Annotated in this window: 23 protein-coding genes and 1 pseudogene; 14 read left to right on the forward strand and 10 right to left on the reverse strand. The window is 67.5% G+C overall.

The window, feature by feature from the left end:
• The 10 genes from VF631_RS14095 to VF631_RS14140 all read left to right on the forward strand — a co-directional run.
• A partial coding sequence (locus VF631_RS14095) for a copper-translocating P-type ATPase (RefSeq protein ID WP_431850955.1) occupies positions 1-1,545 on the forward strand: 1,545 nt, incomplete at its 5' end.
• Positions 1,546-1,664: 119 nt separating this feature from the next.
• Positions 1,665-1,997, forward strand: coding sequence for a hypothetical protein (locus VF631_RS14100; protein ID WP_431850956.1), 333 nt, complete (start codon positions 1,665-1,667; stop codon positions 1,995-1,997).
• A complete protein-coding gene (gene cueR, locus VF631_RS14105) occupies positions 1,984-2,397 on the forward strand; it encodes a Cu(I)-responsive transcriptional regulator (protein WP_431850957.1) in 414 nt (137 codons plus the stop codon). Before VF631_RS14100 ends, cueR begins: the two co-directional genes overlap by 14 nt.
• Complete coding sequence (locus VF631_RS14110; RefSeq protein WP_431850958.1) at positions 2,394-2,798, forward strand: hypothetical protein; 405 nt, start codon at positions 2,394-2,396, stop codon at positions 2,796-2,798. The genes cueR and VF631_RS14110 overlap by 4 nt, the downstream gene beginning before the upstream one ends.
• 44 nt (positions 2,799-2,842) lie before the next feature.
• Positions 2,843-3,199: a hypothetical protein gene (locus VF631_RS14115; protein WP_431850959.1), complete on the forward strand. Its 357-nt coding sequence runs from the start codon at positions 2,843-2,845 to the stop codon at positions 3,197-3,199.
• 85 nt (positions 3,200-3,284) lie between these two features.
• Positions 3,285-5,075, forward strand: a complete 1,791-nt coding sequence (locus VF631_RS14120; RefSeq protein WP_431850960.1) for a copper resistance system multicopper oxidase — start codon at positions 3,285-3,287, stop codon at positions 5,073-5,075.
• A 404-nt stretch (positions 5,076-5,479) separates the two neighbouring features.
• The gene (locus VF631_RS14125) at positions 5,480-6,313 is read left to right on the forward strand and encodes a copper resistance protein B (protein WP_431850961.1); all 834 of its coding nucleotides are present in this window, start codon (positions 5,480-5,482) and stop codon (positions 6,311-6,313) included.
• Positions 6,304-6,942: a DUF2231 domain-containing protein gene (locus VF631_RS14130; RefSeq protein ID WP_431850962.1), complete on the forward strand. Its 639-nt coding sequence runs from the start codon at positions 6,304-6,306 to the stop codon at positions 6,940-6,942. The genes VF631_RS14125 and VF631_RS14130 overlap by 10 nt, the downstream gene beginning before the upstream one ends.
• A 43-nt stretch (positions 6,943-6,985) precedes the next feature.
• A complete protein-coding gene (locus VF631_RS14135; RefSeq protein WP_431850963.1) occupies positions 6,986-7,876 on the forward strand; it encodes a DUF305 domain-containing protein in 891 nt (296 codons plus the stop codon).
• 118 nt (positions 7,877-7,994) lie between these two features.
• Entirely contained in the window at positions 7,995-8,723 is a 729-nt protein-coding gene (locus tag VF631_RS14140) for a PepSY domain-containing protein (RefSeq protein ID WP_431850964.1), read from the forward strand.
• A 356-nt stretch (positions 8,724-9,079) separates the two neighbouring features.
• On the opposite strand, the gene VF631_RS14145 is transcribed toward VF631_RS14140, so the two are convergent.
• The 8 genes from VF631_RS14145 to VF631_RS14180 form a co-directional block, all read right to left on the reverse strand.
• Positions 9,080-11,236: a ParB N-terminal domain-containing protein gene (locus tag VF631_RS14145; protein WP_431850965.1), complete on the reverse strand. Its 2,157-nt coding sequence runs from the start codon at positions 11,234-11,236 to the stop codon at positions 9,080-9,082.
• Between the two features lie 167 nt (positions 11,237-11,403).
• A complete protein-coding gene (locus VF631_RS14150) occupies positions 11,404-11,847 on the reverse strand; it encodes a YqaA family protein (protein WP_431850966.1) in 444 nt (147 codons plus the stop codon).
• A gap of 84 nt (positions 11,848-11,931) precedes the next feature.
• Complete coding sequence (locus tag VF631_RS14155) at positions 11,932-12,570, reverse strand: transmembrane anchor protein (protein ID WP_431850967.1); 639 nt, start codon at positions 12,568-12,570, stop codon at positions 11,932-11,934.
• Positions 12,571-12,587: 17 nt separating this feature from the next.
• Positions 12,588-13,259 carry a HupE/UreJ family protein gene (locus tag VF631_RS14160; RefSeq protein WP_431850968.1) on the reverse strand — a complete coding sequence of 224 codons (672 nt, stop codon included), beginning with the start codon at positions 13,257-13,259 and terminating at the stop codon, positions 12,588-12,590.
• Positions 13,260-13,595: 336 nt separating this feature from the next.
• Entirely contained in the window at positions 13,596-13,946 is a 351-nt protein-coding gene (locus tag VF631_RS14165; protein ID WP_431850969.1) for a DUF3147 family protein, read from the reverse strand.
• 8 nt (positions 13,947-13,954) lie between these two features.
• A complete protein-coding gene (locus VF631_RS14170) occupies positions 13,955-17,080 on the reverse strand; it encodes an efflux RND transporter permease subunit (RefSeq protein ID WP_431850970.1) in 3,126 nt (1,041 codons plus the stop codon).
• 10 nt (positions 17,081-17,090) lie between these two features.
• On the reverse strand, positions 17,091-18,635 hold the full coding sequence (locus VF631_RS14175; protein WP_431850971.1) for an efflux RND transporter periplasmic adaptor subunit: 1,545 nt from the start codon (positions 18,633-18,635) through the stop codon (positions 17,091-17,093).
• Entirely contained in the window at positions 18,635-19,855 is a 1,221-nt protein-coding gene (locus VF631_RS14180; protein WP_431850972.1) for a TolC family protein, read from the reverse strand. Before VF631_RS14180 ends, VF631_RS14175 begins: the two co-directional genes overlap by 1 nt.
• A 219-nt stretch (positions 19,856-20,074) precedes the next feature.
• Between VF631_RS14180 and VF631_RS14185 the strand changes: the two genes are divergently transcribed.
• From VF631_RS14185 to VF631_RS14195, 3 genes and pseudogenes are all read left to right on the forward strand, one after another.
• Positions 20,075-20,353: a hypothetical protein gene (locus tag VF631_RS14185; RefSeq protein WP_431850973.1), complete on the forward strand. Its 279-nt coding sequence runs from the start codon at positions 20,075-20,077 to the stop codon at positions 20,351-20,353.
• Positions 20,354-20,520: 167 nt separating this feature from the next.
• Positions 20,521-20,916: pseudogene (locus VF631_RS14190) on the forward strand (chromate transporter); the annotation flags it as partial.
• A 202-nt stretch (positions 20,917-21,118) separates the two neighbouring features.
• Positions 21,119-21,640: a chromate transporter gene (locus VF631_RS14195; RefSeq protein WP_431850974.1), complete on the forward strand. Its 522-nt coding sequence runs from the start codon at positions 21,119-21,121 to the stop codon at positions 21,638-21,640.
• 409 nt (positions 21,641-22,049) lie between these two features.
• On the opposite strand, the gene VF631_RS14200 is transcribed toward VF631_RS14195, so the two are convergent.
• Positions 22,050-22,694, reverse strand: coding sequence for a hypothetical protein (locus VF631_RS14200; protein ID WP_431850975.1), 645 nt, complete (start codon positions 22,692-22,694; stop codon positions 22,050-22,052).
• A gap of 300 nt (positions 22,695-22,994) precedes the next feature.
• Between VF631_RS14200 and VF631_RS14205 the strand changes: the two genes are divergently transcribed.
• The gene (locus VF631_RS14205; RefSeq protein WP_431850976.1) at positions 22,995-23,204 is read left to right on the forward strand and encodes a helix-turn-helix transcriptional regulator; all 210 of its coding nucleotides are present in this window, start codon (positions 22,995-22,997) and stop codon (positions 23,202-23,204) included.
• A gap of 133 nt (positions 23,205-23,337) precedes the next feature.
• On the opposite strand, the gene VF631_RS14210 is transcribed toward VF631_RS14205, so the two are convergent.
• Positions 23,338-24,120, reverse strand: a complete 783-nt coding sequence (locus VF631_RS14210; protein WP_431850977.1) for a sulfite exporter TauE/SafE family protein — start codon at positions 24,118-24,120, stop codon at positions 23,338-23,340.
• Between the last annotated feature and the right edge of the window lie 18 nt (positions 24,121-24,138).

Genomic DNA, 24,138 nt, shown 5'->3' on the forward strand with positions numbered 1-24,138 from the left:
AAGACGGCGCGTGTCGTCCAGCCCGACGGCAGCGAAGAGGACATACCGATCGAGCATGTTCACCTAGGCAATCTGCTTCGGGTTCGCCCCGGCGAGAAGGTCCCGGTAGACGGCGTCGTGGTGGAGGGTCACTCCTCCGTCGATGAGTCCATGATCAGCGGCGAGCCGGTGCCGGTCGAGAAGACGGCCGGTGCTAAGCTGACCGGCGCGACCGTCAACGGCACCGGCAGCCTGCTTATGCGCGCCGAGCGCGTCGGCAAGGACACGACCCTTTCGCAGATCGTGCGGATGGTCGCTGAAGCCCAGCGCTCCCGCGCTCCGATCCAGGGCCTCGCCGACAAAGTGTCCGGATGGTTCGTCCCTGCGGTGATGCTGGTTGCGGTTCTCTCGTTCGCCACCTGGGCCCTGATCGGCCCGGAGCCGGCGATGAGCCACGCGCTCGTCAACGCGGTGGCTGTCCTCATCATCGCCTGTCCATGTGCGCTCGGTCTCGCGACGCCGATGTCGATCATGGTCGGCACCGGCCGCGGCGCGACCGCCGGCGTGCTGGTCAAGAATGCCGAGGCGCTGGAGCTGATGGAGAAGATCGACACCCTCGTCGTGGACAAGACCGGCACTCTGACGCTCGGAAAGCCCAAGCTCGTCGCAGTCGTCCCTGCAGGAGGCTTCGAGGAAGCCGAAGTGCTTCGACTTGCCGCCGCGCTCGAGAAAGGCAGCGAGCATCCGCTTGCAGCCGCGATTGTCGAAGGCGCGCAAGAGCGCGGGCTCACCCTCTCCTCCTCCACCGACTTCGCATCGCACACCGGCAAGGGCGTCAGCGGAACGGTGGAAGGGCGTCAGGTCGCGCTCGGCAACCGCGCGCTGCTGGTCGATCAAGACATCGACGTATCCCCGCTTCTCGGACGCGCGGACGAGATGCGGTCCGACGGCCAGGGCGTCATGTTTACCGCTATCGATGGGCAGCTTGCCGGGCTCATCGCGGTAGCGGACCCCGTCAAGGAGAATGCCGGCGAAGCCGTGGCGGCGCTTCGTCGCGAGGGAATCCGAGTAGTGATGCTAACCGGAGACAACCAGCGCACGGCCGAAGCCGTGGCCCGGCGGATCGGCGGGATCGACGAGGTGATGGCCGACGTGCTGCCCGACCAGAAGCAGGCGGTGGTCGAGCGGCTGAAGCGGGAGGGGCGCCGGGTCGCGATGGCGGGCGACGGTATCAACGACGCCCCCGCCCTTGCCGCGGCCGACGTCGGCATCGCCATGGGCACCGGCACCGACGTGGCCATGGAAAGCGCGGCCGTGACGCTCGTGAAGGGCGATCTCACCGGCATCGTACGGGCGCGGCGCCTCAGCCGCGCCGTGATGCGCAACATCCGCCAGAACCTGTTCTTCTCGTTCGTCTTCAACGCGGCCGGGGTGCCGATCGCGGCCGGCGTCTTCTATCCTTTGTTCGGCCTGCTGCTGAGCCCGATGATCGCCGGCGCGGCCATGGCGTTCAGCTCAGTGGCCGTGATCGGCAATTCGCTTCGGCTGAGAACGGTCCGGCTGTGACGGACCGGCGAGCAGTCAGGCGGAAGATCGCGCTTGGGCTGCTTACCGCCTGCGGGATCTATCAGATCGCACTGGGACTCTATTTCATTCTGTGCCGGCCGAGCTTTCTTCCTGAAGACGTGCGCTTCATGAGAGGCTCGGCTGCCGCGATCCGCGCAGCGGCACCGGGCATCGAGGCGTGGCTGCAGTGGGTGTTCGCCGTGATGGGCGGACAGATGACCGGCGTCGGGATCCTGGTGCTTCTCGCAGCCCGGCGCGAAAGGTACGGCATCGCAGCACCCCCCGCGGAGACCTTCTTCCTAGCGTCGGCCGCAGTCGCCACTGCGGTGCTGATGAGCGGGGTCAATTTCGCGATCGGTTCCGACTTCCGCTGGTTGCTCCTCGCACCCGTGGCGCTGTGGATTCTTGCGCTGTTCTTCCATTCAGGAGGTCGACCCCATGAAGATCGGTGAGGCCTCGCAGGCATCCGGTGTCAGTCAGCGGATGATCCGCCATTATGAGAAGATCGGGCTTGTGCCGAAGGCGTCCCGGCGGGACTCAGGTTATCGCGACTATGACGAACGAGAAGTCAACGCGCTCCGCTTTATCCGGCGCGCGCGGGACCTCGGCTTTCCAACCGAGGAGATCTCGAAGCTGCTGGCGCTCTGGCATGATCGCGGCCGGGCAAGCGCCGAGGTCAAGGCGCTCGCCACGAGTCGCGCCGCGGAGTTGAAGCGGAAAGCGCGGGCGTTGGACGAGATGCGGAGGGCGCTCGAACATCTGGCTGCGAACTGCCACGGCGACAGCCGCCCTGATTGTCCAATCCTTGGCGAGCTCGAGGGCGGCACTGGCGAACCGGAGCAGGCTCGATGATTGTAACCCGCCCCGCCGAGAACTATCTGCATACGATGGTTGCCAGGCGCCTCGTTCGGATCCTGACCATGCTGGCGCTGCTTCTAGCGCCACTGAGCATGGTGAGCGAACATGCGGCCATGGCTATGCCGGCGCCGACGGCTTCCGCGCACCACGAGCAGGCCGCCGGCCAGTCGGCCCACTGCGCCGAGATGGCCGGCCAGACCCAGACTGAGGATCAAGACTCTCGCTCAGGCGACTGCCTGATCGACTGCGCCATTGCGTGCTCGGCCATCCCTCCCCTTGCCAACATCGTTGCGGACCACACCCTGCCGCCGGCGCTGGCCCAGCCGCTCCCGCTGGTCAGCCGCATCGCCGGCCTCCATCCTGAATCGGACGACCCTCCTCCTCGAACCGCCTGAGCTTCGATCGGATTTCGTTTTCGAACGGCTCAGGAGATTTTGAGATGAAGATTCTTATCGGTGCGATCGCGCTTGCGTTCGCCATACCGGCTGCGGCTCAGACCGCGCCTGCCGCGCCGCAGCACCAGGACCATAGCCAGCATCGGCAGCACGGAACTGCCGCGCCAACGGGTCAGGCCGGCCATGCCGGGCACCATATGCCGCAGGGCCAAAGCGGGCAGCACGACCAGCATCAGGGCCACGCCATGAACGGCGATTGCTGCGCCGATCGGAACGGCAACGGCCGGATGGATTGCTGCGAGGGCATGGCGTCGGGAAGCGGCGGCAATTGCTGCCAGGAGCGGCGCGCACAGCCGGGCCAGCAGCAGCCGGCCCAGCCGCAGACTCACCAGAACCACTGATCGGCCGCTGACGGGCGGCGGCCTGTGCCGCCGCCCGGAAGCACCGACGAATGAAGGGCCGCGCCTGCGGCCCCGGGAAAATCATATGAACGACAAGCTTATTCTCGACCGGCGCACGCTCCTGCGCGGAGCCGCGCTAAGCGGCGTCGGCCTCGGTATGACCGGCCTGTTTCCGGCCTGGGCCCAAACCGGAAGCCACGGCATGGCCGCCAAGACCATGGCGACGCTTTCAGGCGAGGAGATCAGACTCACCGTTGCCGAGAGCATGTTCAACGTCGATGGGCGCGCCGGGCATGCGATCACCATCAACGGCACGATCCCGGCGCCGCTGATCCGCCTTCGCGAGGGACAGAATGTCCGGCTGATCGTCGACAATCAGCTGGACGAGGATACGTCGATCCACTGGCACGGGCTGATCGTGCCGTTCCAGATGGACGGCGTTCCAGGCATCAGCTTCCCCGGCATTCGGGCGCGCTCGACCTTCACCTACGAATTCCCGCTCCGACAGTCGGGCACCTATTGGTATCACAGCCATTCCGGGCTCCAGGAGCAGGTCGGCCATTACGGGCCGATGATCATCGATCCGGCCGGCGCCGAACCGGCCGCTTACGACCGCGAGCATGTGATCGTGCTCAGCGACTGGAGCTTCATGCACCCGCACCAGATCTTCTCGCGGCTGAAGCAGGAAGGCGGATTCTTCAACCGGCAGAGGGAGACATTGCTCGGGCAGCGCAGCGAGCAGCTGAGCCGGGAAGACCGGCAGATGTTCGCGCGCATGCGGATGGATCCGAGCGACATCTCTGACGTGACCGAGGCCGCCTATACGTTGCTGATCAACGGTCACAGCCCCGGCGAGAACTGGACCGGTCTCTTCAGGCCGGGCGAGCGGGTGCGCCTCCGGATCATCAACGCCGCGGCGCAGACCACCTTCAACTTCCGCATTCCCGGCCTGCCGATGACGCTGGTCGCCACCGACGGCATCAACATGCGCCAGGTCGCCATCGACGAGTTCCAGATCGGAAACGCGGAAACCTACGACTTCATCGTCGAGCCGCAGGACCGCGCCTACACCGTGGTCGCGGAGAGCATCGACCGCTCGGCAATGGCTCGCGCAACGCTCGCGCCGCGAATGGGGATGACCGCGCCTGTCCCGCCGCTCCGGGAGCGGCCGACGCTCAACATGCGCGACATGGGCATGGGCGGCATGGACCATAGCAGCATGGGACATGGCGGCATGAACCCCGGATCGGGAGGGGCCCAGCAGGGCAATGCGCCGGGCACCACAGCAGCCCCGGGCGCCGCCGGGATGGACCATTCGAACATGGACATGCGGGATGAGTCGCAGGTCGATTTCCGGGTCGGCGTTGGCGTCGACATGATCGCCCCCGATCCCGTCGATCGCACCGGCGACCCCGGCTTAGGCCTGGAGAATGTCGGTCACCGCGTGCTCACCTACCGGGATCTCGTTTCTCTCGCTCCGAACCGCGACACCCGCACCCCAACACGGCGGATCGACATCCACCTCACCGGCAACATGGAGCGCTTCATGTGGTCTATGGGCGGGGAGCAGCTAAGCGAGAATCCGGAGCCTTATCGCTTCGCGCGCAACGAGCGCGTCCGGCTCCGGCTGATCAACGACACGATGATGACTCACCCGATGCACCTTCACGGGCACTTCTTCGAGATCGTGAACGGCCATGGCGCCAACCAGCCGATGAAGCACACGGTCAAGGTGCTGCCAGGCGGGTTCGTTGACCTCGACCTGACAGCGGATGCTCCGGGCGACTGGGCGTTCCACTGCCACCTTCTCTACCACATGCATGCAGGCATGATGCGTGTCGTCACTGTCCGCCCGCTCGACGGAGACGCAGCATGAAGCGCCTGATCCCCCTCCTCCTCGCCACCGGGCTCGCAAGTCCGGCTCTGGCGCAGCATGCCGGCCATGGGCAGACGGCGAACCCGCCGGCCGCACAGCCGGCGCCAGTGTCCGCCCCGGTCCCTGCACCGGCGCCCGCAGCCGCATGCACGCCCGAGCATGCAGCCATGGGACACTGCAGGATGCCTGCCCCAGCTCCGACGCCAGCTCAGACGTGCACCCCGGAGCACGCCGCGATGGGGCATTGCCGCATGCCCGCTCCAGCTCCAGCTCCAGCTGCGGCACCTACTCCGGCACCGGCACCGGCTCAGACCTGCACCCCCGAGCATGCGGCCATGGGGCATTGCACAATCCCCACGCAGGCAGCGCCGCCGACCGCGGCCGATCCTCATGCCGGACATCGGATGCCAGCACCCGAGCAGACAGGCGACCCGCACGCCGGCCATGGCGCGGCAGCAGGCGGCGCTCCCGTGCCCGCGGTGGCGCCCCCGCCCCCCGAAGCGTTGAGCGGCCCAGCCCACGCAGCGGACACCGTGTTCGACCCGGCGGCGATGGCGCAGTCGCGCGCCGCGCTCGCGCAGGAGCATGGCGGCATGGAGGCGTCCAGGTTCCTGATCGATCAGCTCGAGGTGGGCTTCCAGGACGGCCGCGAGACATACACGTGGGATGCGCAATTCTGGTACGGGGGAGACATCAACAAGCTTTGGCTGAAGACCGAGGGCGAGGGCGAGTTCGGCGGCGAGTTCGAGGGTGTCGAAGTGCAGGCCTTGTGGAGCCGCGCGATCGATCCCTGGTTCGATCTCCAGTTCGGTGTCCGCCAGGATCTGCGACAGGGACCGGACCGCACCCACCTCGTCGCGGGCGTGCAGGGGCTTGCCCCCTATTGGTTCGAGGTTGAAGGCGCCGTCTTCCTGTCGAACCGGGGCGAGGTTACGGCGCGCGCAGAGGTGGAATATGACCTGCGCCTGACGCAGAACCTGATCCTCCAACCGCGCGGGGAGATGGATTTCTCGCTTCAGGACGTGGCGGAGCTGGGGCTCGGCAGCGGGCTCACGACGGCGGAGCTCGGTGCGCGCCTTCGTTACGAATTCTTCCCGCGCAGCGGCACCGCCGTCGTCGCACCTTATGTCGGCGTCCAATATGAGCGCGCCTTCGGCGGCACGGCCGACTTCAGACGCACTGCTGGCGAAGACGTCGGCGGCTGGAGCGTGCTGCTGGGGGTCCGGACATGGTTCTGATCCGCACCCTCCTGCTGCTCATCCTGATCGCTGGCGGGTTGGCGGCCGGCCTCGGCCCTCAAGCGCATGCGCATGAGAAGCATCAGAGCGCGGCGAAGGAGCGCGCGCGGCCGATCGAAGCCCGCGCTCCGGGCGTCCCGCCGTCTGCGATGCAGGAGCAGATGGAGGAGCATATGGACGCGATGGAGGCCCAGCAGCCGAGAACCGTTCCAGAACGGCTGGTGAGCTGGTTCGGCCGAATGCATCCTTTCGCGGTGCATTTCCCGATCGCCCTGTTTCCGGTGGCGCTGGTGGCGCTGGTTCTCGCACGGCGGCGCGGAGAGACGGTCGAGCTGATCAGGGCGCTGATAGTCGTCGCCGGTGCGGCGAGCGTGATCGCCGCGGCTCTCGGCTGGCTCAATGGCGGCCTCACGATCAACGACGCCGACACGGTGCTCATGCTTCATCGATGGGTTGGCACTGTTCTGGCGTTCATCGGCGGCGCCGTCGCATGGTGGGCCTGGCGCCGGCGCGCTTCCGTGCACAGCGGCCGCATGGTGGCGGCGCTCGGCCTGATTGTCGCTCTGCTGCTCGTGCAGGGGTTCCTGGGAGCCTCGGTCACGCACGGCATGGAGCACATGATGTTCTGATCACGAATTCGAGCGGGGCAGCTCCAACGAAGAAGGAATGAGAATGACCAAGCAGATTAAACTGGGGAGATCGCTTCTCGCCGTCTCCCTCCTCGCACTGGCCGCGGCATGCGGTGGCGGCTCGACCACCGACAACCAGTCCGCCGCGACGAATGCGCAGGAGACGGCGGGCAACGGCAGTGCGGAAGCGATGCCGACTGGGCCGTACTCGCAGGCCGAAATGCAGATGCACGAGCAGATGATGGCTGCCACCGGCGCCAACGCATCGGAGACCTGGGTGCGGAAGATGATCGAGCATCATCGCGGCGCTGTCGCTATGTCTCAGGTCCTGATCGATGCGGGCGGCGATCCCGCCTACGTACAGATGGCGCGCGCGGATGCTGAGAAGCAGCAGCGTGAAATCGGCGAGCTGGAGCGGATGCTGGCCGGCGGCCTCGCTGGCGGATCGGGCGAGGCGAACCCGTTCGGGCAGGTCGAGCAGAGCATGCACCAGCAGATGATGGTCGCGACCGGCGGCAACCTTTCGGAGACGTGGGCGCGCAAGATGATCGCGCACCACCAGGGCGCCATCGATATGTCGGAGGTTCTGATCCGGCAGGGCGGTAATCCGCAAGTCGTGGCGTTGGCCCGCCGGACGGCCGAGGACCAGCGCCGCTCCATCTCGCATCTGGAAGCGATGCTGCGTGGCGAGCCCATGGCCGCCACGGCCGCACCGGCCCGTTCTGCCGCTCCAGCGGCGACTCCGACGCCTGCTGCCGAACCCCGGGAGCGTGCGCGTCCTGCCCCGGCAGAGACCGCTCGCGAACCGCGGGCGGCGCCGAAAGCGGCTCCAGCTCGACCGCCTGCGCCGCGGCGCGAAGCCACTCCACCGGCGCCTTCTCCGACGCCAGCGCCCGCATGCGCACCGGAGCATCGCGCGGCGGGTCACTGCTGATACGTGGTACGGACAGCCGAGGCCGCGGATAATCTGAAGCCGCGCCTCGGCTGCAGAAGTAGCGGCATCGCGCGAAGAGCTCGGGCGTCTGCGTAAGAACAACAGGGAGGCACGGAGGATGTCGGCGACAGCGCGCGTTGCGGGTAAGGTTCACAAGTGGCTTGCTCTCCTGATGGCGATCCAGATCCTGTTCTGGTTCGTCAGCGGCCTCTTCTTTGCCATTGCTCCGATCGAGCAGGTCCGCTCGGAGCACATGAAGGCCGCGGCGCCACCCGCTCCCATATCGATCGCCGTTGCAGCCGCCGGCCTGCAGCGGATCGCGGGTGCGGCCCCGGGCGAACGCATCGAGATCCGGACAATGCTGGCCCGGCCGGTGGCCCTGGTCTCGCCGCGGGAAGGAAGGCCTCGACTCTACGATCTCGGGAGCGGGCGCCAGATTTCGCCTGTACCCTCGGCCTTGGCCGTCGAGATCGCCGAGGCGGACCATGTGGGGAATCTTCAAGCGGCGCGCGTCAGCCTGGTGACGGAGGCATCGCCCGAGTACCGGGCCGCACTCCCAGCCTGGAGGATCGAGTTCGACGACGGAGCCAACCGGGCGCTTTACGTGGCGCAGGACACCGGCGTGGTTACTGCGCGGCGGTCAACGCTGTGGCGGGTCTTCGACTTCCTCTGGTCGCTTCACATCATGGATTTCAAGAATCATGAGGATTTCAACACACCGCTCCTGATCGTCTCGACGGCGCTGGCGCTGGTCATGATCGTGGCGGGCATCGTCCTCTTTCCCAGTCGCCTCGGCTACAATGCGTGGCGACGCAGGAGGCGCCGCGACCGGCAGGGACCGCAGTAGCATCTCTTCGCAATGCGGCTCGGTGAAGCCTGCCCGTAGGCGGGCAAGTCTCGCCACAGGTTGGGGACGGCAGGGACACCGGGCGGCGATCCGTTCGATCCCGGCGCCGTCGTCGCCAATCTCCTGTGAGCATGTCCACTGCCCGTCCGGACGGGCTGTGTGGGCCGGCTCAGTGAGGCTCCTCAGCTGGGCGCAATGGTTCGGGTCGATCGCGGCGGAAAGTAGGGCGTGCCTGCATATCCCTCTTGGGCAAGCCCTCTGGCCAGTTTTCACAAAGTCCGGTGGCCGTCCCCAGCCGGTGACGAGGTGGCGGGGCGGTCCCGAAGGACCGCCCCTGAAGCAAGCGCCCGGAGACGTCAGGCCGCTTCCTCGACCTCCTCCTGCTCGGCCGGAGGCGCATCTTGCGTGCCGTCTCCCCTCTCCTGCTCGAGTTCCGATGGCGAGCCATCGCACGGCCGGTCGACCGGACAGGGCCCGCCGTCCTGATCGGCGGCCGCTCTATCCGCCCGGTTGGCATCGGCTGCGATCGATGGCTGTGTGGGGTCGTCTTCCCAGGGCGGCGTGTCTGCAGAGGCTTCGTCCACAGCCAGCGATGCGAACCGCATCGCATCGGGGACCCACGTAAGCGCCCTCTCCTTCACCTCGATTTCCCCGATGAAGTCACCCGCGAAGATCCGCTCCGCCGACTGGGACAGCTCCGCCTTCTTTCCCTTGGAGTAGCGGGACGCGAATGCCGGCCCGCCGACCTCCTCCATCGCTTCCAAGATCGTGGTCTTCGGCACACGGTCGAAATAGTTGGCGCCGGTCGGCCGCCACCATTTCGCAACGTCGATGCCGAGCAGCTGCCCGAGATGGTCGTGGAATGCGCAGACACGGCCACCGGGGAGGTTGAGGCTGGCCTCGAGGGTGCAAGCGACCGCGTGAGCGAGCCAAGCAGCCCGGGCCTCGTCCGGCAGCGCACGGAAGGCGTCGAACCGGCCGGCGCGCGTGTCGGCTTCGGTCCAGCTGCGATCGAGAGCCTCGGAGGCCTCCTTCCGGCTCCGCGTCGCCGCGGCGTCGGGCGTCCTGAACCCGAACACTGGGTCGGACGGGGGCAGCGCGACCAGGGAGGAGCCGCTCTTCTCCGAGGAATAGCCAGCCTCCCGGTCGATCATCAGGAAGATGGCGAGGTCCAAAGCCAGCCCCGGATCGGCGGCGACGTGGACGGCGAGGATGTCCCGGCGCTGGATCGCCAGCTCGTCTGCGAGCGCTTGCGAGAGCGAGGCCGACTTCGCCGCAGGCTCCGGCGCTTCAGGCGATGGCTCCCGCGCATCGCCGGTGGCCTGCTGGTCCGACGCTTCCACCTCCTCAGGCTCGTCCGAAGGCTCGACAAAATAGCTGGTTTCGAGCCGTGGCTGCCCGGCTTCGTCGAGGATCAGAAACGTCCCGATGCGGGGCTTAACGTCGTCAGGTATGTCCGGCGCCTTCTCCGTGATCGCCTCGATGCGAGCGCCGATCTCGCGGACGCGCGCCTCGGCCTCCTCGCGAGCTTCGTCGCCGGTCTGCTCATCCTCGAGTTGCGCGACCAACTCTTCGGCCTCGGACTCCAGGGCCTCGACTTCGGCAGTCTCTTCGTCGTTGAGAGGAGGAGTCTCCAGCCGAACGCGCTGCAGCCCCGCTGTCAGGTCGTAGCCTGCCCAGCTCTCCAGCGTCGGCCGGACGAAGGCCAGTCCGGATGAAGCTGCCATGTCGGCGGCGAGCGCCTCCATCTTCTCGGTGGCGAGCCTCTCCAGCAGCGCGATGTCCAGCCAGCGGGCGCCGTCTTCGTCCGAGAACAGGTCCCGCTCGATCCTCCCGCCGGCGGCGATATAGGCCTCCTCGCCAACCAAGCGGGCACGGCGGTCGCTGGCACTCACCGTCGCCTGCGTCATCATCCTGCGGATGCTGTCCGGGTGGCTCGCCATGTAGCTGCGGCTGACCTGCTCGAACACGAACGTCTGCCGCTCCCGGTCCGGGGTTGCCGCATAGGCCTTGGCGACGTCGAGCGTGATCTCGCCGGCGCCGAGGGCCTCGAACACCACCGGCGCGAGGCCGGCGAGTCGCAGCCGCCCCTCCACGAACCGCACGGTGAGCCCGAACCGGCGAGCGACGCCTTCGACGTCCGCGCCCTGCTCGATCAGCTGCCCAAAGGCGAGACATTCATCGGCCGGGTTCATGGCGAGCCGCTGGAAGTTCTCCGCGAGGCCGGCTTCCTGAGCCGCAGCCGGGTCGCTGTCGATCACGAGGCAGCAAACCTCATGCGTGGCGGGGAGCTTCCCCTCCTCGGCAAGGGAAGCGAGAGCGCGGAAACGACGCCCGCCAGCCTCGACGGTGAACCGGCCCTTCGGCTTGCGCGCCGGCGCGACGACGAGGTTCTGCAACAGCCCCCGCGCCTCAATGTCCGCCTTCAGTTGCATGTCCGCCTGCTCGTCCGACGAGCGCCGCACGTTGCGCGGACTGGGCATCAGCTTGTTGAGCGGGATTGTTCTGATCATGGGTAGTCTCCGATGAGAGCCGGTGCGGCCTCTCCGCACCCGTCGCTCATCAGGCGACTGCTTTCTCTCCTCTTCGTGCAGCCTCAGCACCAGAATTCCCGCCGCGACGATCAGCCCTCCGAACGCTCACGTTCGGGACCTGTCGGGCGTCCGACAGCACCGTTCCACTACATCCAGTGCAAGGTGATGCCGGCCACGACGAGGTAGCGGCCAACCTTCGCCACGGTCACCAGCAACAGGAATATCGGGAGCGGCTCGCGAAGCACCCCCGCCGCGACTGTAATCGGGTCTCCCACGATCGGCGCCCAGCTCAGCAGCAACGACCATCTGCCCCAGCGGCGATACCAGTGCTTCGCCTGCTCCATTGCGGCTGCCTTCACCGGGAACCACCGCCGGTTTGCGAAGCCCTCGATTCCGCGCCCGAGCAGCCAATTGGCGACAGAGCCGAGCACATTGCCGAGGCTGGCCGTCGCTAACAGCAGCAAAGCAGGCTGCTCCCCGGCGAGGAGCAGGCCTATGAGCAAGGCTTCGGACTGGGCGGGGAGGATCGTGGCCGCGAGGAAGGCGGCCGCGAACAAGCCCGCGTAAACGAGCGCGTCTGTCATAAGCATGTTCTCACCCTCGGCGATCTGCTCACCGCCATGTCGGCCCCGCTTCAATCAAGAGGCGTATGGGACCGTCCTATCCGCTTCCCGTCAGATCAGGCGCCTGATCGCGCTATACGCGCCGTTCGTTTGGAGCGTAACGGTGACGGGAGCTTGCCCCCGGTTGCGCCAGTACCAGCCGTGATTTCCATCGAAACGCGCTTCGAGCACGCCTTCGGCACGCGGCACGCCGCGGCCTTGTTCGTAGCGGGCCGAGCGCCCTCCACCGTCTCCGTGGAGGTCAAAGTTGACGACGCCGCCGGTGACGGTCCAGCTGAAGTTCGCCCGCGCGCCCTCGACCATCGTCAGCTTCACTTCGGCGCCCTCGCCGGGCTGGAGCGTGACCGTCATTTGATCCGAACGTGTCCCTGCGGGGACCGCGGGAGCCGGCGCCGGCGCGCTCTGCGCAGCCGACCCGGCACTTGCCGGCGGTGCAGCGGGTGCAGCGGGTGCGGCCGGCGTGGCCGCAGCCCCGTCGGCCTCCGCCTCGGCCGCAAGCTGCATCTTGATCCGGCCCATCTCAGTGAGGCCAAGCACCGTGCCGGCGCCGGTGGGGTCGACGCCATATTCGGCCGGCAGGACCACCGCGACGAGGATGGCACCCGCCGCCGCGGCGGCGATTAGGGTCGAGCGGACAAGCTGCTTCGAGGACGGCAGCTCGACATGCGTTGGTATATTCGAGTTGTGCATTGTCTTTTCCTTGATGCTCAGGCGACCGCGAGGCCGGCCAATTGGTAGCCCACCAGGATGAAGCCTGCCGTCATGGTCACCACGTTCGCGGTGTAGGCATGACGCCAGAAGCTTTGCGTCCGCCGCCAATAGCCCATGGCGATGAGGATAGCCGTGAGGGCGAGAAGCTGGCCGATCTCCACGCCAACATTGAAGGCCAGCAGGTTGGGCAGGAGCCCGTCCGGATCGATCTGGTAGTCGAGGATCTTCGTCGACAGGCCGAAGCCGTGGAAAAGACCGAAGATCAGCGTCGCCGCGCGGGTGTTCGGCTGAAAGCCCAGCCAGCGCTGGAACGCGCCAAGATTGTCGAGCGACTTGTAAACGACGGAGAGGCCAATGATCGCGTCGATGATGTAGCTGTTGATTCCGAAGTTGAAATAGACGCCGAGCAGCATCGTGGCGGAGTGGCCGATCGCGAACAGGCTGACGTAAAGGGCGATATCCTTCAGCCTGAACAGGAAGAAGATCACCCCGAACAGGAACAGGATATGGTCGTAGCCCGTCACCATATGCTTGGCGCCAAGGTACAGGAACGGCAGCAGATGAACTCCGCTGATCTCCTGGATGTAGCCCTGGTCGCCTTCCTCCACGCCGTGCGCCAGTGCGGCCGCCTCGGCGAGGAGCGTCACCGCGACCGCGGCTATGACCAACAATGCCGTTCTCCACGACTGGCCAGGCGGGCGAGCCGCGGGCACGTGCGCGATCATTGGTCCTTGCATATCTTTTCCCGGTTGAAGTGGATCTGAGGTTGCGACGGGCGCACCCGCCGAGCGTAGCTTCGCGGCAGGCCTGGAGACACGCGTGTCATGGCTTGTCGCCTCCCGTGCGCATCGGAATGTCGCAGGCCAGGATGAGCTTGCGCACGGATCCCGGTGGAGCCCCCGCGTTCGGCGATCTCGACCGTAGTGAGCTGCTCGCTAACGTAGAGGGGTGAAGCGCCTCTAGATCGAGGCGCTCACGCAGCGGGGGTTTCAGGTGCCTTCCGGTCATAGGCGCAGCCCAAGCCGCGCGCCGAACGTGATCATCCCGGCATAAAGCGCCATGGTGACGAGGCAGCCGATCGCCAGCGCGCTCCAGAAGGAGAATGAGTGTCGAAGCAGCAGCGGTATCAGCAGGAACATCGGGAGTGACGGCAGGACGTACCAGAAGGTGGCTTCCGCATGCGCAGCCATCCGCACCGGATCGCCCGTGTCCCGCCAGAGCCAGATCATCCCAAGCACGGACACCAACGGCAGCGATGCGAGCAGCCCGCCCAGCCCCGCGTTCCGCCGCGCGATCTCCGATACGGCGGCTACGATGATTCCCGATAGCGCGGCCTTGATGAAAAGGTAGAGCATCCCGCCTCCTATGTTTCCGAAATTACCGGTGTTTTCCGCTCACTCCGACGGAAGCGGAACCCGCCGGTGGCGAGGCGCAGGTAGATCGCTGGAAGCACCAGCATGTTGAGCGCGGTCGAGCTGGCAAGGCCGCACAGGATGACGATCGCCATCGGTGCCTGGATCTCGCTGCCCGGCTCGCCGATCGCGAGAGCGAGCGGCACGAGCGCGAAGCCGGCCGCAAGCGCGGTCATCAGGATGGGCACCAGCCGCTCTTCGGCGGCCTGACGCACTGCGGTCTCCAGATCGGCAATTCCTTCGATCTCGCGAAGGTGGCGAACGTGGGAGATCAGCATGACGCCGTTGCGGGTAGCGATGCCGAAGAGGGTGATGAAGCCGATGATCGTCGCCACCGACAGCACGCCGCCGGTGACCCAAAGCCCGATCACTCCACCCACCAGGGCGAGCGGCAGGTTCAGCATGACAATGCCGGCGTCGCGGCTCGATCGGAACGCCTGCCGGAGCAGCAGGAACATGCCGATCAGGACCACACCGCCGAGCGCGAGGAGCGTTCGCGTGGCCGACGCGGCGCTCTCGAACTGGCCGCCGAGCTCGATGCGGGCGCCTTGCGGCAAGGCAATAGGCGCCACCGCCTCCCGAATGTCGGCTACGACCGCACCGAGGTCCCGGCCGGAAACGTTGGCAAGCACCAGCTGGACCCGCTCGACGCTCTCCCGCGAGATGGTATTTGGGCCCAGGTCGCGCACGATGTCGGCAACCGAGCCGAGCGGGACCAGCCGCCCGTCGCGCGTCGAGAGGAGCATGGTGTCGAGCGTGGACCCGTCGCCGACCAGCGCGGGATCGTAGCGCACCACCACGTCGGTGATGACCGGCCGTTCGATCAGGGTCCCGACCGTCGCCCCTCCGATCGCAGCACCGACCGCTTCGGCCGCCTGCTCGGTGGTCAGCCCGGCCTGGGCCAGCTCGGCACGCCGGAACCGCAGCCTTAGATAGGGCACCTGCGCCTGCGTGTCCGTCTGAACGTCGACCGCTCCGGGCACTGCCGTCACCCGCCGCTGGACCTCGGCCGAAAGCCGTCTCAGCGCCTGCGGATCCTGCGCGAACACCTTGATGGCGATATTGGCGCGGGCGCCGGACAATATGTGGTCGATGCGGTGCGAAATCGGCTGTCCGTAGATGGTCTGGATGCCGGGAACCCGCGCGACCGCCTCGCGCAGGTCCGCAAGCAGCTGCTCACGCTCGCGGCCGCCCGGCCGCAGCGTGACCTCCATCTCCGAAGCGAACACCTCCTGGGCATGCGGATCGCCGGGCGCGCGTCCGGTCCGGCGGGCTGTGGTCGCCACCTCCGGCTGTGCCAGGATGATCCTCTCGACCTCGGCCGCAGTTCGATCCGACGCCTCGAGCGAGGTTCCGGGCAAGGTGGTCACGTTGATGGTGAGGCTGCCCTCGTTGAACTCGGGCAGGAAGGCCCGCCCGGAGAGCGCAAGGCCAAGCCCGGCAAGCAGGACTAGCACCGCCGACCCGGCAGCGAGCATTTTCCAGCGCGGGAGGAGCCTGGTGAGCAGCCGCGCGTAGCGCGACTTCATTCCATGCACCCACCTGGGCTCCCGCGCCAAAGCACGCTCGCTGCGCGACAGAACGTCGGCGCCGAGCGCCGGGGTAAGCGTCAGGGCCACCGCGAGCGAGGCGAGCAAGGCGACGCCGTAAGCGAGCGCCAGCGGCTGGAGCAGCCTCCCCTCGATCCCGGTGAGGCCAAACAGCGGCAGGAAGACCAGCAGGATGATGAGCGTGGCGAACACGATCGATCCCTGCACTTCGACGGTCGCATTGCCGACGATGCGGATATAGGCCGCTCGTTCGCCCTCCGGCTTGGCGCGCTCCATCCGCAGGCGCCGGACGATATTCTCGACCACGATGATCGCGTCGTCGACAAGCACGCCGAGCGCGATGGCGATGCCGCCGAGCGTCATCGTGTTGATGGTCCCACCGACCAGGTTCACCGCCAGCAGCGCGCAGACGACCGATACCGGTATTGCGGCGAGCGTCACCAAAGTAGCCCGCCATGAGGCGAGGAAGACGAGCACGATGATCGAGACTAGGATGAGGCCCTCGACGAGGGCGCGCGTGACATTGTCGACCGCCCGTTCGATGAAATCAGACTGCCGGAAGACGTGCGTCTCCAGGACCATTCCCCGCGGCAGCGTGCGCTGAATGTCGGCGAACACGGTGTCGAGCTGCTCGGTCAGCTCCAGCGTGTTGGCGTTCGGCTGCTTCTGGATCGCCAGGATCACCGCGGGCCGCCCGTTGAACGAGCCGGTGCCGCGCTTGAGGCCTTCGCCGACGCGGATGTCCGCGACGTCGCGGGCAAGGACCGGAAGCCCGCCCTGCTCCCCGACGACGACTTCCCCGAACTCCGCCGGGTTTGTCGCCCGCCCCACGCCTTCGACGAGGACTTCCTGGCCGCCTTCGACGACCACTCCCGACGAGCGGTTGGCACTCGCCTGCCTCACCGCGCCGATCACGTCATTCACACCGACGCCCCGCGCGCTCATTCGCGCCGGATCGAGCAGCAGCTGCACTTGCCGCTCGTCGCCGCCGATCGTCATCACCTCGGCGATGCCCGGCACCGCCAGCAGGCGCCGGCGGATCGTCCAGTCGGCCATGCTTTTGAGGTCGGTCGGCGACGCAGTGTTCGATCGCAGCGCGACGAACATGATCTCGCCCATCACCGAGGAAGCCGGCGTCATCACCGGCGGCGGCAGGTCATCCGGCAGGGTTCCGGCCGCGGAGATCAGCCGTTCCGACACGATCCGGCGCGCCTCCGCGGGCTGCGTCTGCCAGTCGAACTCGAGCGTCACGACCGAGAGACCGGTTGCCGAATTGGAGCGGATACGCCTGAGGCCCGGTGCCCCGTTTAGCGCCGTCTCGAGCGGGATCGTGACGAGTTGCTCGGCTTCGGTCGGCGTATAGCCGCCCGCGTCGACCACCACGACCACGGTCGGCGCGGTGAGATCCGGCACGACGTCAACGGGCATGCGGAAAGCCACGAACGTGCCGAACAAAGTCAGCAGCAGCGACAAGGCGTAGACCACGACCCTGTTGTCGAGGGACCAGCGGACAAGGCGTTCAACCATCGATCGGCTCCTAGTGCGCGTGGCCTTCGCCGAAGCTGGCGGGTGAGGCCGCGGCGGCCCGGATCGATGCGGCGCCGACGGTCACCACGCGCTCGCCCTGGCGCACGTCCCCGGTGATCTCGACGAAGTCGCCGCCTCGAAAGCCGGTCTGGACCAGCCGGCGCTCGAACGACTCGCCCTCCACCTGGACGTAGACGACATTCTGCCCGCCTTCGTTGACCACGGCGGTGACGGGAACGCTGAGCACGTTGCGTCCGACGCCGGTTCGCAGTTGGCCTTGCATCCGCTGTCCGGGCGTCAGTCCCCTGCCGCCGGACGCGAAGATCACGTCCATCATCCGCGTGCGCGGGTCCACCACGCCGCGCCCCTGCACGAGCCGGATGTCCTGCCCGTTGACCAGAGTCACGACGCCCCCGGCCCGGTTGAGACTGAGCCCCGACGGCACCGAGATAGCGCCGGCCTGGGCCTCGGGGACATGCGCCACCAGCCAAAGGCTGTTGACGTTGCCGATGCGCATCAGCTCGGTCCCTGCCGCGACCGAGCCGCCTCGGATCAAAGTGGAGGAGAGTATCTGGCCGGAGATCGGCGCCAGCAGCGGGACCCCTGCCCCGCCGCCTGCCAGCGCCCCGCGACGGCGGGTGGCGGCGCCAAGCTCTGCCTGGGCTAGCCGCAGCGTTGTCTGGGCTTCCTGGAGCCGTCGCTGCGGCACCGCTTCGGCACGAAAAAGGCTGCTCATGCGCGATACCTCGCGCTGCGCCGCCTGCACGTCGATCCGGGCGCGCGCGATGGCGAGATCCAGCGACGCCACGTCCTCCCCGATGCCGAGCTGAGCCGAGATGGTCGCCAGCACCTGGCCCGCTCGCACGCTCGTGCCGGGCCCGGGCACGTTTCCGCCGATGCGCAATATGCCGGCGACGGGGGCCGCCACGACAGCCTCGGCGTCCGGCGCGAGGCGCACGTCAACGGTGACCGGCACCGTCGCCTCCAGCGCCCGCACCTCGGCAGGCGCCGCCGCAAACGGGATCCGCCACTGCGCCTCCTTCGTGAAAGGGATCCGCCCCGGCGGATCCTCATGCTCGGGATTGGCCGCCAACGCCTGTCCCCGCGCCGCGAAGATACGAACCGGCCCCAGATCGTGGACGCTTACGCGTCCGCGTGCGTTGAGCCTCAGCACCAGGCGCGCTGGGCCCGGCGCGCGCGGGGTAAGCTCCGGCCGAAAGATGCCCGGCGTGTCGGAGACGCCCGTCGTCACCCGCTCGACGGTCCCGTTCGGCCGAACCAGCTCCACGCTGAACTCCCCCTCATTGACGGCGCGATAATCGGGCAGCCATGACATGTGGGCCGCGAATGATGTCGCCACCCCGACGACCAGAGGACGATATTCTACGAACAGCTCGTTTGTGGGGCTGTAATGGGTGACTGCGACCGCGGCGCCGCGAGTCTCATCGACCGCCGGCGCCTTGCCCTCTTCCTGCTCGTTCACCTCGCTGCCGCCTGAGCCACAGCCCCCCAGCAGGAGCAGCGCGACCATCGCGCTCGATATCATGTTCCGCATCAGTTCGCCCCTCGCGCAAGGTCAAGCTCGACGCGCGCAAGAAGCGCCCGCTCGAGATGATCGACGATCTCCAGTTCGGCGTCTCTGGCCGCCCGGAAGGCATCGACCAGCTCCACCACCCCGCCTTCGCCGCCACGATAGGCAGCGTCCGCAATAGGTCCCAGTCGGCGGGCATCCTCCGCTGCCGACTGGGCCCGCTCGGCAGCTTCCAGGGCAGCCCTGCTTCTCGCTTCCGCCGCGGCTACCGCAGCATCCACCTCGCGCCTCGCAAGGCCAAGTTCCGCCTCCCGCGCCCGAAGGCGCGCCCGCGCCTCGGCGATGGCCGGGCCGCCGCCGTCGAACAGCGGCACCCGCATCCCAAGCGATACCGCCGGCCCGGTTGCGGAGCCCCCGCTGGACTGGACATGCAGGAGGCCAACGCCGACCGCCAAATCGGGGAGCCGCGCCCGCTCAGCTGCCCGCACCTGCTCGCTCGCGGCCGTCAGGCGCTGCTCCCGCGCCGCAAGGTCAGGACGATTCGCGGCCGAGGCAACGGGCCGGAGGCTCGCGGCCAGCAATGCGAGCGATGCAGTCGGACGGGCTTCCGCGTCTCCGGTCAGCGCGGCAAGTGTCGCACAGGCAGCCCGGACCTCGCCCTCCTGAATCGCGGTGCGCGCTTCCGCGGTGCGTGCCTCGACGCGCAGCCGCCTCAGATCGTAGACCGCAGCGTCACCGGTGCCGGCGCGCGCCGATACGATTCGCTCGGCCTCCCGCAGCCGCTCGACGAACCCGGCGGTGATCCGCACCTTCTCAATCGCGGCGGCGCAGGAGGCATAGGCTCGCCGAACCTGCCCAATCCGCTCCTGCCGGCGCCGCGCGCTATCATATTCTACGGCGCCCAGCTCGGCGCGCGCCGCGGCGCGCAACCGCGACCGCCTGCCCGAGATGTCGATCGGCTGGACGACCCCCAGCCGCCATTCCGTCTCGTCGCGGCCGTCGCCGGACACGCTCTCCCGACTGACCTCGACCTCTGGATTGTCGAACCGGCGAACGCCGGAGACCCGCGCCTCCGCCTCGGCGCGATTCGCATCGCCCAGAGCGCCAAGCTCGGGCTGCGTCAGCGCGCGCTCGATCGCCTGGGACTCGGTCAGCGGCTCAGCGGCGAGCGGCCCGGCGCTCGCGAGCGCTGCAAGGATGATGAACGTTCGGCCGCACGCGCGGCCTCGATGTGACGGGGGCATGACAAGCTCCTGCTGGACGACGAAGGACGGACGCCTCGTTCGGAGGCAGCCGTCCGCGGCCGATCAGGCGGAGCGCGGGGGTCGGATCTGCGGGTCTGAACCGGCGTCTGGAGGCGGCCGGCCAACGCTTGCGACATGCGGTATCAGCGCAGCCGATGGCGCCGCCAGCACGGGACCTTCGGAAGTTACTCCCGTCCAGGCGGCGGTGAGGCTCGGCATATGGTCGTGGCCGGCGCTGCCGTCCTGATCTTCGTCCGGCTGGTCAGCCGGCGCGTGGTGCGCGTCGACTGCGCCGTCTTCATCGTGGTGGTGGTGCTCGTCCGCAGCGACGGGAGCGGAGATGTGCGCGAGCGCATGCATGTCCCACGCCGTTGCGGGCGCCGCGATGAATATCGCGAGGAGAGCGCCGAGAAGCGCATGCCATGGCCGACGGACGAGGTGCACCAAGCTTGGGTAGACCGGTCGCCATCCTTTATCAATCCGGGTCGCGGTCCCTGACGGCCATGCTGGGGCTTTTGCGGCCGCCGTCCGCTCGTCGGTGGACCTCAAGCCGGCTTCGTGATTTGTGCACCGCCATGGCATCTACGTTACCCGATCGGAGTGATCCTGAGCCCCCGGAGCTCAGCTACGCGGGATTGTTCCTGCGCTTCCTGCGCTTCGGAGCGATGGCGTTCGGCGGACCCGTGGCGCAGATCGCGATGATCCGCCGCGAGCTCGTCGATGACGAGCGGTGGATTTCCAGCGACCGATTCAACAAGCTGCTGGCCGTCATGCAGGTGCTGCCGGGGCCGGAGGCGCACGAGCTGTGCGTCCATCTCGGCGTCCGTGCCAAGGGTCGCATCGGCGGCCTGCTTGCGGGGCTGGGCTTCATGCTGCCCGGCTTCATCCTGATGCTCGCCCTGGCGTGGCTGTACACGCGCCTCCCCATCCAAGGGACGATCCTCGGCGCGATGTTCCTCGGCGTCCAGGTGGCGGTTCTCTCGCTATCATCCTGCGGGGCCGTGCACCGGATCGGCGAGCATATCCTGCTCGAGCCTTGGCTATGGGCGATCGCCGCCGCCGCCGCCGCGGCATCCCTCATTGGCGTGAGCTTCTGGATCGTCCTGCCCACGGCCGGAGCAGCCTATGCGGTGCTCGCCCGGACAAGCTATGTCCTGGCTTCGATCGTGGTCGCGGCGGCGCTCGTGGCGACGTTCATGCTGATGCGTTCGGGAATCGGTCCGGAAACGCTCCGCGTGACGCGCGAAGCTGCCCCCAGCGGGAATGCTGTTCTGGGCGGGACTGAAGGGCGGATTGCTGACCTTCGGCGGCGCGTACACGGCCATTCCGTTCATCCGCAACGATACCGTCGGCAGAGGCTGGATGAGCGACGGCCAGTTCCTCGACGGTCTCGGGCTCTCGGGCATCCTGCCGGCGCCGCTGGTCATCTTCTCGACCTTCGTCGGCTGGATATGCGGCGGACCGGCAGGTGCGCTCGCCATCACGGCAGGCATGTTCCTGCCGGCATTCGCCTTCTCCTTGACTTTCTACGAGCGGCTCGAAGCGGTCGCCGAGCACGAGCGGCTGCACACGTTCCTCGCCGGCGTTGCGGCCGGGGTGGTGGGGCTGATCGCCGTCGCCCTGCTCGATCTCGGCCGGACCACGGCCGAGCGTACTCCCAACCTGCTCGTCGGCGCAGCCATCTTCGCGGTGGCGCTGGTCATCCTCTACAGCTGGAAGAGCAAGCTCCGCACTCCGCTGGTGCTGGCGATCGGCGGGACCGCCGGAGCTGTTCTACTCGCCTGATCTGCCGCCCGCTCGGGAACAACAGGCGAGTCGGGGGTCGAACATGTCAGCAGCACGGACCGCAAGGTAGATCCTGGACCCAACGCGAGGCGCCTTCCCCCGCTGTTCCCTCTTCGGCGCACGAACCTTCACCTCGGCGGAATCCCGCACCCGGCACCCTTGCGCAGCGGCAGTGGCCGCGCCTGTTAGGAGCGTGCCCAGGACGTGGCACCTCGTTTCAGGAGCTGGCGATGTCGAGTGGCAAACCGGAGCGGATCCTTCGGATCAGCGCTGTCCTGGAGCGCACAGGGCTCAGCCGCTCGACGCTCTACAGGAAGTTAAGAGCCGGTGCGGCCTCTCCGCACCCGTCGCTCGTCCGGTGACCGCCTCCTCTCCTCCAGGCGCCGCTTAGTCGCGCACCCGGCCGAACTCAGGGCACCTCCAAGTCGACGAACCGGCTGCCGCGCCGCCCGCAGGAGGTGCAGGGTTCGGCGAGCCACAAAGGATCGTTCTTGATCTCCCGGAGATCCTTCGGCGCGGCGTCCAGCTGCCGGAAGCGGACGGCGTCGATCATGAGGACCTCTCCGCAAGCCGTACAGGCGAGGCGGATCCCGATCCCGTCAGCCATCGCCTCCTCGAGGCTGAATTCCCAAAGCCAGTCCGTGGGTATGTCGTGCCTGGTAATGGACGGCCCGGCTTCGTTCTGAAGGCGCCGGAGATTGGCGATGTCATAGCCGCGCCTGCGGCACGCCCTCGCGAAGTTGGTTTCGGAGACAAGCGACAGAAGCCGGGTCGGCTGGCGCTCGAGCACCTCGAAGATCGGCACGTGCCCATCGTGAAGGATCTGCCTGATCCGTTTCCTGACAGAGTCGTGCGCCTGCGCCAGCTTCTCAGACGTGCGGAGATGGTTTCGAACGCGCTTCCCGTATTCCTTCGACTGGCCGACATAGAATGGCCAACCGGGATTTCCTTTCAGGTCTACCCGCCGGGGATCCCGCGCGAGGTAGGTGATCCAGCCCCCTTCCCGCTCCGCGGCGCGGGCCGCTGCGATCGTGTTCCGTATGGCGGCTTCCACTTCTGAGGTCGGACTGCCCGGCATGGCCGTAAACTAGCACGGCTTCGACGAGCCGCCAGGGCAGGCGCCGAGCCCTCGCGGACGACGGGGCCAGCCGCGACTCGCGTCCGAAGCGCGAGGGAGCCCCTCCCCATTGCGTTGAACTCCGCCTCCGGGCCGTCGGGGGGGGGGGCGCAGCGAACAGGCCCGCCCGACGCACTAGACTACGTCCTAAAGGAATCCCGAATGTCCCCCCCTTGCGCTGCGACATCGCAGAAAGGCTCCTGCAGTCCGAAAGCTTCCCGGACCCAGGAGCAGGACATGGCGAACAGAGAAGAGCGCATCATCCGCCTCAAGACCGTTCTAGAGCGCACCGGCCTTAGCCGATCGACACTCTACAGGAAGATCGGCGACGGGACTTTCCCGAAGCAGGTTCGCATCGCTGCCCGATGCGCCGGCTGGCGGGAATCCGCCGTCAACTTATGGCTGAGAAATCCCATGTTCTACAGCGCGAGCGATCATCCAGAATAGTGATGGACCCGCGTCCAGCTACGACGCCCCCGCCTGCTTACCATCGCAATTTGCCAGAAGCTGACGTCCTTGGCCGGTGTCATCCATCCGGGAAGCGGACGTCCACTAGCTGAAACTCACCGGCAACCGCTCGTCAGAAGGTTGCCGCATAGCTCTTCCAGAGCATGTAAGCGGCGACCACGAAGATCAGGCCGGCAAAGATGATCGTGAGGCGACCGCGTGTCTCCGACAGACGCGCGGCCAGGCGGGCCCCGAGGAAGCCGCCGGCGACACCGCCGCCGATGAAGACGAACGCGAGCGGCCAGTCGACCAGGCCGTCCAGCGCATAGTTCGCAGCCGTCGTAAGGCCGAAGGCGGTGACCGCAACGAGAGACGATCCGATCGCATTGATCATCGGCATGCCGGTCGAGGCGACCAAGCCGGGCACGATGAGAAAGCCGCCGCCGATCCCGAAGAACCCGGAAAAGGCTCCTGTGCCGATGCCGTAGCCGAGGACCTTGGGCGCATTCTCGCGATGGCACGCGGCATCGGGGTTGCCCGCCTTGCCGCGACCCCGCAGCATCATGATCCCTACGACGACCATGACGATCGCGAACAGGAAAAGCAGCCGCTGCCCGTCGAAGGATTTACCGGCCGTCGACCCGGCAAAGGCGCCGCCCACGCCGGCCCCGGCGAACATCAGCGCGCAACGCCATTTCACCGTCCCACCGCGGGCATGATTGGCGAGACCGGTCGCGGCATTTACCGCGACCGCGAGCGCGCTGGTGCCGATCGCGACATGCGGGTTCGGCACGCCAACCAGGTACACCATCAGCGGCACTGCGAGGATCGAGCCGCCGCCGCCGACGAGGCCGAGCACGAAGCCGACAAGGACGCCGGAGCCGGCGCCAAGCAGATATTGGATGGTGTCGAGCATGATGATCTCCGAGCGGAA

Source organism: Allosphingosinicella sp. (assembly GCF_036387615.1).
Taxonomy (GTDB): Bacteria; Pseudomonadota; Alphaproteobacteria; order Sphingomonadales; family Sphingomonadaceae; genus Allosphingosinicella.

Bases quoted from the DNA above. Each gene is read 5' to 3' on its own strand.
- cueR (WP_431850957.1), top strand. From the start codon at position 1,984: ATGAAGATCGGTGAGGCCTCGCAGGCATCCGGTGTCAGTCAGCGGATG.
- VF631_RS14110 (WP_431850958.1), top strand. From the start codon at position 2,394: ATGATTGTAACCCGCCCCGCCGAGAACTATCTGCATACGATGGTTGCC.
- VF631_RS14115 (WP_431850959.1), top strand. From the start codon at position 2,843: ATGAAGATTCTTATCGGTGCGATCGCGCTTGCGTTCGCCATACCGGCT.
- VF631_RS14120 (WP_431850960.1), top strand. From the start codon at position 3,285: ATGAACGACAAGCTTATTCTCGACCGGCGCACGCTCCTGCGCGGAGCC.
- VF631_RS14125 (WP_431850961.1), top strand. From the start codon at position 5,480: ATGCCAGCACCCGAGCAGACAGGCGACCCGCACGCCGGCCATGGCGCG.
- VF631_RS14130 (WP_431850962.1), top strand. From the start codon at position 6,304: ATGGTTCTGATCCGCACCCTCCTGCTGCTCATCCTGATCGCTGGCGGG.
- VF631_RS14135 (WP_431850963.1), top strand. From the start codon at position 6,986: ATGACCAAGCAGATTAAACTGGGGAGATCGCTTCTCGCCGTCTCCCTC.
- VF631_RS14140 (WP_431850964.1), top strand. From the start codon at position 7,995: ATGTCGGCGACAGCGCGCGTTGCGGGTAAGGTTCACAAGTGGCTTGCT.
- VF631_RS14145 (WP_431850965.1), bottom strand. From the start codon at position 11,236: ATGATCAGAACAATCCCGCTCAACAAGCTGATGCCCAGTCCGCGCAAC.
- VF631_RS14150 (WP_431850966.1), bottom strand. From the start codon at position 11,847: ATGCTTATGACAGACGCGCTCGTTTACGCGGGCTTGTTCGCGGCCGCC.
- VF631_RS14155 (WP_431850967.1), bottom strand. From the start codon at position 12,570: ATGCACAACTCGAATATACCAACGCATGTCGAGCTGCCGTCCTCGAAG.
- VF631_RS14165 (WP_431850969.1), bottom strand. From the start codon at position 13,946: ATGCTCTACCTTTTCATCAAGGCCGCGCTATCGGGAATCATCGTAGCC.
- VF631_RS14170 (WP_431850970.1), bottom strand. From the start codon at position 17,080: ATGGTTGAACGCCTTGTCCGCTGGTCCCTCGACAACAGGGTCGTGGTC.
- VF631_RS14175 (WP_431850971.1), bottom strand. From the start codon at position 18,635: ATGCGGAACATGATATCGAGCGCGATGGTCGCGCTGCTCCTGCTGGGG.
- VF631_RS14180 (WP_431850972.1), bottom strand. From the start codon at position 19,855: ATGCCCCCGTCACATCGAGGCCGCGCGTGCGGCCGAACGTTCATCATC.
- VF631_RS14185 (WP_431850973.1), top strand. From the start codon at position 20,075: ATGGTCGTGGCCGGCGCTGCCGTCCTGATCTTCGTCCGGCTGGTCAGC.
- VF631_RS14195 (WP_431850974.1), top strand. From the start codon at position 21,119: ATGCTGTTCTGGGCGGGACTGAAGGGCGGATTGCTGACCTTCGGCGGC.
- VF631_RS14205 (WP_431850976.1), top strand. From the start codon at position 22,995: ATGGCGAACAGAGAAGAGCGCATCATCCGCCTCAAGACCGTTCTAGAG.
- VF631_RS14210 (WP_431850977.1), bottom strand. From the start codon at position 24,120: ATGCTCGACACCATCCAATATCTGCTTGGCGCCGGCTCCGGCGTCCTT.